This is a genomic window from Paenarthrobacter sp. PH39-S1 (assembly GCF_030063245.1).
Taxonomy (GTDB): Bacteria; Actinomycetota; Actinomycetes; order Actinomycetales; family Micrococcaceae; genus Arthrobacter_M.
In genome coordinates this window covers 1-9,994 of sequence record NZ_JASISR010000065.1, presented here as the reverse complement: position 1 = coordinate 9,994, position 9,994 = coordinate 1, and the positions used below count along the sequence as shown (strand labels likewise).

General features: G+C 61.2%; 8 protein-coding genes and 4 pseudogenes. 6 read left to right on the top strand and 6 right to left on the bottom strand.

Features of this window, described 5'->3' with window-relative positions:
• A pseudogene (locus QMG52_RS20935) lies at nt 1–539 on the top strand (high-affinity choline transporter BetT); the annotation flags it as partial.
• 10 nt (nt 540–549) lie between these two features.
• Here the strand turns inward: QMG52_RS20935 and QMG52_RS20930 are convergent.
• Nucleotides 550–760 (bottom strand): annotated as a pseudogene (locus QMG52_RS20930) (prephenate dehydratase); the annotation flags it as partial.
• A gap of 1,150 nt (nt 761–1,910) precedes the next feature.
• Between QMG52_RS20930 and QMG52_RS20925 the strand changes: the two are divergent.
• The 5 genes and pseudogenes from QMG52_RS20925 (at nt 1,911) to QMG52_RS20900 (ending at nt 6,873) form a co-directional block, all read left to right on the top strand.
• Nucleotides 1,911–2,102, top strand: coding sequence for a helix-turn-helix domain-containing protein (locus tag QMG52_RS20925; RefSeq protein ID WP_283562340.1), 192 nt, complete (start codon nt 1,911–1,913; stop codon nt 2,100–2,102).
• A 281-nt stretch (nt 2,103–2,383) separates the two neighbouring features.
• Nucleotides 2,384–2,791 (top strand): annotated as a pseudogene (locus tag QMG52_RS20920) (IS110 family transposase); the annotation flags it as partial.
• A 382-nt stretch (nt 2,792–3,173) separates the two neighbouring features.
• Entirely contained in the window at nt 3,174–3,602 is a 429-nt protein-coding gene (locus QMG52_RS22045; protein ID WP_349361780.1) for a transposase, read from the top strand.
• 160 nt (nt 3,603–3,762) lie between these two features.
• Nucleotides 3,763–6,066, top strand: a complete 2,304-nt coding sequence (locus QMG52_RS20905) for a putative transposase (RefSeq protein WP_283562339.1) — start codon at nt 3,763–3,765, stop codon at nt 6,064–6,066.
• Between the two features lie 219 nt (nt 6,067–6,285).
• Nucleotides 6,286–6,873: a TetR/AcrR family transcriptional regulator gene (locus QMG52_RS20900; protein ID WP_283562338.1), complete on the top strand. Its 588-nt coding sequence runs from the start codon at nt 6,286–6,288 to the stop codon at nt 6,871–6,873.
• A 116-nt stretch (nt 6,874–6,989) separates the two neighbouring features.
• Here QMG52_RS20900 and QMG52_RS22040 read toward each other — a convergent pair whose 3' ends face one another.
• From QMG52_RS22040 to QMG52_RS20880, 5 genes and pseudogenes are all read right to left on the bottom strand, one after another.
• Complete coding sequence (locus QMG52_RS22040; protein ID WP_349361779.1) at nt 6,990–7,313, bottom strand: hypothetical protein; 324 nt, start codon at nt 7,311–7,313, stop codon at nt 6,990–6,992.
• A 162-nt stretch (nt 7,314–7,475) separates the two neighbouring features.
• Nucleotides 7,476–7,925, bottom strand: coding sequence for an ISAs1 family transposase (locus tag QMG52_RS22035; protein WP_349361778.1), 450 nt, complete (start codon nt 7,923–7,925; stop codon nt 7,476–7,478).
• Nucleotides 7,926–8,149: 224 nt separating this feature from the next.
• Nucleotides 8,150–8,476, bottom strand: coding sequence for a DUF3151 family protein (locus tag QMG52_RS20890; protein WP_283562337.1), 327 nt, complete (start codon nt 8,474–8,476; stop codon nt 8,150–8,152).
• A 1-nt stretch (nt 8,477) separates the two neighbouring features.
• Nucleotides 8,478–9,500 carry a class II fructose-bisphosphate aldolase gene (gene fbaA / locus QMG52_RS20885; RefSeq protein WP_283562336.1) on the bottom strand — a complete coding sequence of 341 codons (1,023 nt, stop codon included), beginning with the start codon at nt 9,498–9,500 and terminating at the stop codon, nt 8,478–8,480.
• 145 nt (nt 9,501–9,645) lie between these two features.
• Nucleotides 9,646–9,866 (bottom strand): annotated as a pseudogene (locus tag QMG52_RS20880) (6-phosphofructokinase); the annotation flags it as partial.
• Nucleotides 9,867–9,994 lie beyond the last annotated feature (128 nt).

Here is a 9,994-nt window from a genome sequence, read left to right as displayed (position 1 = left end):
CCTGGCGCCAGAGACTGACAGGGATACGGTCCTATCCTTCCAAAAATGAGCTAGCCCAGTTCATGGAACACACGGCCCAGCCAGCCCTAGCCGAGCTGGTCAACGAGTTTATTGAACAAGGTCACCAGGCAACCCTGGACGCTGTCCCGAGCCAATACACGGGTATTACCGATTACGCGCTGGTTGTCACCATTCCGGACCATCGCGACTTCCTCTATCAGGTCCAGGCCGTGGAAGCCCCGGTGCCGACGTTCGGTGGGCGTACGTTCCACGAAGCGGACGTCTACTATCGCGCGGAAGTCTTCTCACCGACCGGCTCCGAGGGCTACGACCTGATGGGCGTAACGCAGCAGCAAATAATCGACGACGTCCTAGCCCGTTACGAGGGCCACCTGGGCTTCCTAACCTCCTTGGGTCAGCAGGCAAGCTCTTCCACACTCACCCCGCCGGTAACACCAACTACAAATCCCACATCGCGCAGACGGCGCGCAGCGCCTGAGCGAGACGGCGACAGCGCAGGCGGCGGCGTCAAGGAGTGACCGGCCAGGGTCAGGCAGTGACCTCTTGCACGCCCCGGAACCCGGCAGCGGCATAGACACCCAGGATGCCACCTAGGTGACGAAGAAATCCAGCTCCTCCTTCTCAAGGACCAGGCGCAAAAGTAGGTTCTCGAGGTGGCCTTCGCCGCCACCATAAACATGGTGGCGGCGAATCCGTCGCCCACCATGTAGCTCTCCCGACGCGTCATGTGCACGCCGTTCGGGTTGTCGCACCGGCCACGCGGTGAACCCCAGAGCAAGGAGCTTCTCATGCACGATGTCGCCGGGGTGTTCCTACAGGGCTGCTACACCCATGTGGCCATCTTGTGGCAGGAATGGTCGGTTATCCGGCCGCGTTGCCGGGTAACCGGCGCTTGGGCGCCTTGCCAACGGGCCCCTTCACATAGCACGGCGAATAACTGGGCAGGTCGGATCAATCCGGCAGCCAAGAAGCCACAAAGCACCCGGCCAGTGAAGACCGGGCCGCGGCAACGCTACGCACCGGCGGTAATTGAGGAGTTCATTCACCTGCTGCGGGAAGTTGATGAGCAGCGGCCACAAGGAAGTGCCCATAGACGGCCAACAGAACACACACGATTCGATGGCCGCCCGGAGGGCTCGGATCTCGTCATTCCAGCTCTGAGAATTCGATCCTTCATTGCTGGCGGGGTTGTACCAAAAGCCTACTCCGTCATGAAGTCGTGAAACGTCGCCACGCCACCGGCCAAGGGGACGTCGGCCAAGGGGACGTCGGCGGCCCCTCCGATCCCTGTATTCCCGTGCCAGCAGCCTTCATCTGGACGTTCAGGAGGCGTCGCAGGTCGAGGTGACGAAGGTTGTCAACCGACTCGGTTCCAACTCGAACTCAGGCACATTAACACCCGATTTTGGGCTCTTGGACAGGGAAATGAGAAGTGATGCACCTGGCCGCCAGCGGGCACCCTTCGTGGCCTCCCGGTGCGAATTCGACAAAATCCTATTGGGCACCTGTGGACACTTCTTCGTGGCCGCTGACAGTTGGCAGCCTCAGCGCGGCAGCGAAGCAGCTGGACCTGAATTGCTCCACCCACTCCAACTGGGCGATCGAGGCCGGCATGGCCTCGATCTGTCTGCGCCGCCCCTCGCCCGAAACAGATTCACTACCTGGCTTGCGTCAAGAAGGAGCGGGCACGCCGCCCTCGCCGTTGGAGTCAGCAAACAGAGATCCTACGAACGGGACCGGCAACAGGCGGCAAAGGACACGGCACCCGCCAAGTGCCATGCCGTGGATCTTTCGTATAAACAGGAAGTGACAATTACTTTTGCGGAGACTCCAACCCCTGCCGCGGCACCTGAACTGCCGGCAGCTCTGGCGGAACCGGCTCCGCACCTGTGGCCCTGAAAGCTCTCGAGCACCCCATCAACACCCGTTACCTGTCACTGCAGGAACGGGAGAGAATCGCGGGCGTGCGCTCCAACGGAACCTCAATGCAGGCGCTCGGCAGGGCGCTGGGCCGCTCCGGGGGCACCATCAGCCCTGAGATCAAACGCAACGTCCACCCGCTACTGAGTTACGGGCCATGACTGCCGCACCGGGCAGCCACCTCGGCCCAAGGACCAGGGCTCCTGACGGTGATGATGGTATTAGGCCGTTGGCCGGCGTGACTCGCCTCCTGACTGACACCCTTCGGGGTTGTCCTTCGCATGATTCGTCCGCCGGCCGATGGCCTGCACCGAACGCGTTGGCCAGGCGGGCATGACTTAATAGGAGCCCGACCAGAGGTCCCATCACCGTCTTGTCTGCCCACCTGGCGAACGCGAGCCCACACTAACGGTTTGCGAGAGTCAGAGGAGCTCCTTCCATCATGACAAACGAGGACATGAAAGTCATTGCCGGTGTCGATACCCACGCCGACACCCATCACGTCGCCCTCATCAACGAGCACGGCAAACACCTCGCCGATAAGAAATTCCTGGCTTTCGGTTCCGGCTACCGGGAAATCGCCGAATACATCACCCAGTACGGTCCCGTCATCGCTGTCGGCATCGAGGGTACCGGCTCCTACGGGGCCGAACTGGCCCGGGTCCTGGCAAGGGACGGATTCATCGTCAAGGAGGTCAACCGGCCCAACCGCCAGGCCCGGCGCTTGCATGGCAAGTCCGACCCGCTCGATGCCTACCAGGCCGCCGAATCGGTACTGGCCGACCGTGGCGTCTCTACCCCGAAAACTCGGAACGGGTACGTCGAGGCACTACGGGTCCTGCGCACCGCACGCACCAGCGCGCTGAAGGCGCGCACCGCCGTGCTGACGCAGATCAGCGGCGTCCTGACCGCGGCACCGGAGACCGTGCGTGCCAAATACCGGGGCCAGACCAGCGAAGCCCGTGCCAAGGCCATGGCGGCCTCCCGCCCTGCCGGGGACATCACGGACCCCGCTGTTGCGACCGCCGTGACGCTCAAGCGCATGGGCGCCCGCTACCACTACCTCAACGCCGAAATCGACGAGACAGACGCCGAGCTGGCGCGTATCATCGCCGACCGCGCCCCGGCCCTGCTGGAGATCAACGGCGTCGCCACGGCCGTGGCGTCCCAGCTGCTGGTCACCATCGGCGACAACCCGGAACGCCTCACCACCGAAGCCCAGTTCGCCTGCGCTGACCGGCACCGCGCCCATCCCCGCGTCCTCGGGCAAAACGACACGCCACCGGCTCTCCCGCGGCGGCGACAGGGCCGCGAACTCCGCCATCTACCGCATCGTGCTGGTCCGCATGTCCAAGGACCAGCGCACCCGCGACTACGTCGCCAAACGAACCGCCGAAGGCAAATCCAAAATGGAAATCATGCGGTGCCTCAAACGCTACGTCGCCCGAGAAATCTACCGCGTATTGCGCAACCCACGCCCAGCATCAGTGACCAACGACCTGCGCCCCCGCCGGCTCGCACTGCACCTCACCCAAGTCCAAGCCGCCCGGGAACTCGGAACCTGGCCCACCGCCATCTCACGCATCGAACGAGGCAAATCCCGCGACCAAGACGCCATTGCCCGCTACCGCAATTGGCTCGACCAACAACCCCAAAAATAGTAATTGACAAAGATAGGAGCATCATAGCTGATGATTGAGTGTGTAGCTTTCGCGTAATTCCGGTGTTCTTGTTGGGCTGAAACCTGTTAATTCCGCCTCAGATACGATATAATTTATGGAAGTATACTAGTCGTGCGGGAGGGGTGGGATGATGGCTTGGATGACTGCGCAACCGCCTCTGCCAATGGCCCCCATCGCTGCTGCCTGCCCGATTGGTGCTGCCGTCTCCCTCGTGGAGGACGATGAGGGCGGGAAGGTCTTCCTTCACGGTGAACTGGCCTACGTGTGGGTGCCCGGAGATTCAGTAACTCGCCGCTTCGCTCCCGTGAACCTGATGGAGCTCAAAGCGGCGGTCGTGGAGGAGATTGCCACCGCATTCAAGGTCGGCGCGGTGACGTTGTATCGGTGGCGCAAGCAACTGGCCACCGAGGGCGTGGCCGGTCTGATCCTGGAACAACGCGGCCCGAAGGGCCCGTCACGGTTGAGTGAAGACATGATCACTGAGATTGTTGTTCTGCGTGAGTCCGGAATGAGCCTGCAGGCCGTCGGAGACGCGGTGGGTGTCTCCGAATTCAGCGTCCGCCGTGCCCTGGCCATCACCAAGGAGCGAACCACGGCACCCACCGAGGCGGCAGCAGTGAAGGTCCCTGCGCTCGTAAGTCCAACACCGACACCGGAAGCGGCACAGCCGGCATTGTGGCAGAAAGAATCCGCCGATCTGCCCGTGTCGCCGGCGCCGACGGAACGCCGCAGTGAGCGGTCAGCAGCCCGTGCCGGTCAACTGGTGTGCGCTGCCCCGGTGTTTGCTCCGGCGGCGAAAGTGCCGTTGGCTGGCTTGTTTCTGGCCTTGCCCGCGCTGGAGCGGACCGGTCTGCTCGCCTGCGCGAAGAACACTTTTGGTGCTTTGCCGGACGGCTTCTATGGGCTCGAAACGACGCTCCTGGACGCTGTTCTCCGCGCCTTGCTCGGGGAATCAAGGGCCGAGGGCGCGACCCGGATCAACCCCACCGATCTGGGAAGGGTGCTGGGGATGGATCGGGCACCGGAAGTAAAAACGATCCGCCGCAAAACAGACCTCATGGCCGACACCGGAAAAACCGGGGAGTTCCTGATCGCCCTGGCCGAACACCACCTGAACCCCGGGAACGGAAATGATCCTGACGGTGAGGAGCTCCTTGCCGTTCTCTATGTGGATGGGCATGTGCGTGCTTACCAAGGCGCGAAGAAGATCGGGAAAGTACACTCGACCAGGTTGAAGTTCCCGACCCCGGCAACGGAGGAGACCTGGGTTTCCGACTCCCACGGATCCCCGGTATTCGTCGTCATGGCCGAACCGGGTACCGCCCTGACCAAGGAACTACGCACCCTGCTTCCGGCCTTGCGGGACATCATCGGGGACCAGCGGCGAGTACTCGTCGGGTTTGACCGTGGCGGCTGGTCCCCAGCCCTGTTCCAGCACATGGAAGCGGCAGGTTTTGATGTGCTGACCTGGTGCAAAGGCACCACACCACCAATCCCCGAAGACCAATTCAGTCCGGTTTCCCATCGTGATGAGCACGGTGAAACACGTTCCTGGCTGGCGGCCGACACGATGGTTGATCTGCCCCTGCCCGCGACCGTAAAAACTGGTGAACTGTTCCGGATGCGCCAGATCAGCAGGATCGTTCCCGCACGAGGCGGCGCCACACGCCAGATCCACATCCTCACCACCAACCAGGAGATGTCCGTTGGTGAGGTGATTTACCGGATGGGTTCACGCTGGCGGCAGGAAAACTACTTCCGTTACGCCAGGATGCATTTCGACCTGGATTCCCATGATGCTTACGGCAGTACCGATGATGACCCGCACCGCTCGGTGCCGAACCCCGCGAAGAAGGAGGCCTACAAGACAGTCCTGGCAGCCCGGGCCCGCTACCAGCAGGTATCAGCCCAGACGGATACGGCGATGCTGGGCCTGAAAACACCCGCACACGGTACCGGGGGCATCATCGTCACCAACGCCATGCACAACGCGATCAACGCACCCCTCTTCGCCGCCGAAGCCGCCCAAGATACCGCGGAGGCAGCTCACCGGGAGATTCCTGCCCGGTTGCCGTTGGGTGGACTCGCCCCCGGGCAGCAAGTCCTCGATACCGAAGTCAAACTGATTACGCACGGGATCCGGATGGCCGCTTACAACACCATGATGACCCTGTCCAGGGAAATCCGCACCAACACCGGTTACGCCCGCGCCACCGAAGAAGCCCACACCCTGACCAGGTCAGCGCTGAACACCAGCGGTGACATCGACACCACGACCCCGGGCTTCCTGACCATCCGGCTGAACCCACTCCCCACAGCAAGGGCCAGCAAAGCCATCAGCGAGCTTTGCGAACACCTCACCGCCACCGAAACCCGTCACCCAGGCACCGACCTGATCCTGCGCTACACCGTCAAAAACAAAGAACCAACCAACAAAAACTAAATCGCTATGTCAGGAGCCCTGAGGACAGTAAGCTGGCAGAACACGGGGAACCGCACTTTAGCTGAGGCACGCAGGAATCATTTCGCGAGCTACCTGGCATCAGGCACCACGTAAGTCGTTCAAGGTGAAGTGGTTGAACGTTTTCCATGGCCCAAGCAATAGACTTACTGTAAGGAAATTGCCCTGTCGGGCCGAAACCGGGAGACTGGAGAGTGTGTTATGCGGGTATCCTCAGAAGACCGAAAAGAACAGTTGATTTCAGCGACCGTTGAAATTATGCGTCGTGAGGGTGTTCAGTCGGTAACTATTCGGGCTATAGCAAAAGAGGCTAATGCCCCCTTGGCTACGGCGCATTATTGCTTTAGCAATAAAGAAGAGCTCATGGAAGCGGCCGCCGAGGCTTGGTTTAAGAACCTGCGCCGCTTTTCCAGTGACGTCTCGGAGCATTTGGGACTTCGTAAGGCTGTGGAACAAGTGGCCGAAGGCTACTGGCGCGCACTAGAGGAAGAGCCCGCAAGCATACTTGCTGAGATCGAACTCATTCTGTGGGCAACACGCAATTCCGATGTCAGCCCGCTGGCCGCGAAAATTTATCCCGCCTACGAAGTGGAGCTGGGAAATATATTCTCTTCCGCAGCCGAAAGCAGTGGTGATCAGTGCCTCGTAGGTTTCGGTACGTTGGTAAGGTGCTTTCTTATGATCTACGACGGGGCGGCCATACAATGCATGACCGCCCCGGGGGCGATCGATTACCGCGCTCAGTTCTTCATGATGGTTGATGCACTTCTGATCAAGGCCGGCGTCTAAAGTTCCTCTGCCACCAGGCTTTTTTTGCCTCATGGCAATACCTCCGGAATGGTGAGTCGATGCCTAATACGAAAGTAAGGTAGGTCAGGCTACCTCCAGGGCGGCTGCAAAGTCGTTTAGCTGATAGTGATGCCAGCTAGTTTGAGTGCTCGATCGGGGTAGTTTCGGGCTGCCTGGGCGGCTTTGGCAAGGTTGGTTTCGCCTTGGAGTCGGAGAATCATGATGGCGATGTTCCGCAGGGAGGCCATGACTCGTGGCGCTTCACCGTTTCGGACCTGGCTATGGTCCTCCCGCCAGGTCACGTCGCGTCGGTAGTGGAGTCCGTTTTCGATGGTCGAGTGGCCGCGGATCCATGCCCCTATCTCGGAGGGTTTCCCCTGCGATGGTGCCAATGAAGTGACGATATAGACGGTCTCGGTGAACCACTTACGGGTACCCAATGGCCGTGACTTGCGGGTGATCTGGGCGGCTTGGGCTGCGTGGGGGAAATTGATGCCTGCGGCAATACTGACGCACTTGACGGTCCTTTCAATGTCTCTGCCGTTGGCAGTTTCAAGGGTCTTGTTTCCGTTCCTGACGCGCTTCCAAGGAAGGCCGGCACATTACTTATGCAGACCTGGCTGGTTTCCCTTCACGGTGAGCACGTAGAAGGCACCACGGTCATGAAGATAGTCGGCATGTTTGCGTTGTGTATGAAGGGCGTCCGCGGTGACGACAACGCCCGTCAGGTCCTTGATTCCGTCCAGAAGTGTTGAAAAGTAGGGGATCTCGTTAGATTTCTCTGCCACCGAGACTTGCCCCAACACTGCGCCGCTTCCATGGTCAATGGCCGCCATCAAATGCACTCGCGAGCCGCCGCCGTTCTTGGCACCACGGACTTCCTTGCCATCGAGAGCGATCACCGAAACGCCGATAGCCGCCTGCACCCATGCCCCAGCCAGACGATCCAGCAGGTCGGCATCAAGGCGTTCAAGGACCCTGCCCAGCGTCGTCGCGTGCGGGAACCGATCCCCAGTGCAGACAGTTGCTCCCGTGCCGTATCTTTGGCCCATTCAGCCATCTCCACCAGCGATGTAGCTCCGGCCAGTCCATGCAACGCGGCAAGGACCGTGCCGGGATCAACACCCACCGCGCCAGGGGCGGCGAATTCGTCGAGGAACAGGGCAAGGTGAGAAGATGACATGCGAGAACTCCTGGCAACACAGAGGCTTTGACACCATCTGGATTAACAGGAGTTCTCACTTTTTAACAGCCACGACCCCGTTCGTCTCACATGTTAAGACACTGCCGGCCCGCAAATGACTTTGCAGCCGCCCTGGGCTACCTCTGGGGTGGTCAGGGTGAGGTTGTAGCCGAGTACTTGGAGGCGGCGAATGGCGTTGTTCTTGGTTCGTGTGGGGTCGTTTTTGGTGCAGAAGTCCTGTCCTGGGTCGTGATAGCACTCGCTCTCGGCCAGGATGGCCCACAGCAGGGACGACGTGGGGTGCTTGGCCGCCAAGTCGACGGCCTCGTCCCCGGCTGCCAGCCGCGCCTGGATGTCCTCCTCGGCCGGAAGCAGCGTGGGCTCCGGACCCATGAGGTTCCGGCAAAATTCGTCGCTCATGCTACTTATACGTCTTGCCCGCGGAGCCGAGCTGCGCGGCAGCCTCAACGACGCGGGCGGCCAGGCCCTTTTCGGCGGCGGCGCCCCAGACGCGGGGATCGTAGGTCTTCTTGTTGCCAACGTCGCCATCAACCTTCAGGACGCCGTAGTAATTCGCGAACATGTGGCCAGCCACCGGGCGGGTGAACGCGTACTGAGTGTCGGTGTCAATGTTCATCTTGATGACCCCGTAGGAGACGGCGTCCTTGATTTCCTGCTCGGACGAGCGGGAGCCGCCGTGGAAGACGAGGTCAAACGGGCTGTTCTTGCCCAGCTTCGCGCCAACAGGCTCCTGAATGTCCTTGAGGATCTCCGGGCGCAGCTTGACGTTGCCCGGCTTGTACACGCCGTGCACGTTGCCGAACGTCAGGGCCGTGATGTAGCGGCCGTTCTCGCTGGAGCCAAGCGCCTCCACCGTGGCCAGTCCGTCGTCCACCGTGGAGTACAGCTTGTCGTTGATGGCGTTCTCGACGCCGTCTTCCTCGCCGCCAACAGCACCGATCTCCACCTCAAGAATGATGTGCGCGGCGGAGGTTCGGGCCAGTAGTTCGCGGCCGATGCGCAGGTTTTCCTCCAGGGTCTCGACGGAGCCGTCCCACATGTGCGAGTTGAAGATTGGGTCGCGGCCGGCCTTGACCTCGGCCTCGGAAGCTGCTAACAGCGGAAGGACAAAGCTGTCCAGCCTGTCCTTCGGGCAGTGGTCGGTGTGCAGGGCTGCGTTGACGGGGTAGTTCCTGGCAACTTCGCGGGCGAAAGCGGCGAAGCCGAGCGAACCGGCCACCATGTCCTTCACGCCAGCGCCGGACCAGTAGGCCGAACCGCCGGTGGAAACCTGGACGATGCCGTCGGAGCCGGCGTCGGCGAAGCCCTGGAGCGTTGCGTTGAGCGTCTGCGAGGAGGTGACATTGACCGCCGGGTAGGCGAATCCGCCGGCCTTGGCGCGGTCGATCATTTCGGCGTACTTGTCCGGTGTTGCAACGGGCATTGAAAGCTCCTTGGGCTGAGTGTCTTCTATGGGTCTTTCCCTACTGGTCAGGGCATTTTCTGACTTCCGCTAGGTTTTCAGCCGAACAGGTAAGGCTGCTTCTTCATAGCGTTGAACGGGGACGAGCTTTGGCCTGTGGGTGGCTTCTGCGATGCTCACTGGGTACACCCCCGCGCTGCGCGAGTCCAAGGGCTGTGGCGCGGGATTCGATGCCGGCGTGGGCCGCGATCATGGGAGCGAGGATGTCTGCTATTCCGCCAAGTCGGGGGCGCTCAAATGCATCGAGTCCCTTGTGGGAGTGGGCTTCGGTCATGCCTCGAGCACAAATCCTTCCGCCACAACGATAACAGGGGCTCTCCCCCGGTGCCCGAGGGCGGCGTTCCAGCCGAGACTGGAGGACCCCTCAACGAGGTGCCGCCCGGTCGTGTTCGTGTCGGTCTTTTGTTTCTTGCCTCGTTGCCTGGCGTGTTTGTCTTCGATGTCGCGGATGGCCA

What these genes read in the sequence shown, in the direction of transcription:
- QMG52_RS20905 (WP_283562339.1), top strand. Translation starts at nt 3,763, where the DNA reads ATGACTGCGCAACCGCCTCTGCCAATGGCCCCCATCGCTGCTGCCTGC.
- QMG52_RS20900 (WP_283562338.1), top strand. Translation starts at nt 6,286, where the DNA reads ATGCGGGTATCCTCAGAAGACCGAAAAGAACAGTTGATTTCAGCGACC.
- QMG52_RS22035 (WP_349361778.1), bottom strand. Translation starts at nt 7,925, where the DNA reads ATGGGCCAAAGATACGGCACGGGAGCAACTGTCTGCACTGGGGATCGG.
- QMG52_RS20890 (WP_283562337.1), bottom strand. Translation starts at nt 8,476, where the DNA reads ATGAGCGACGAATTTTGCCGGAACCTCATGGGTCCGGAGCCCACGCTG.
- fbaA (WP_283562336.1), bottom strand. Translation starts at nt 9,500, where the DNA reads ATGCCCGTTGCAACACCGGACAAGTACGCCGAAATGATCGACCGCGCC.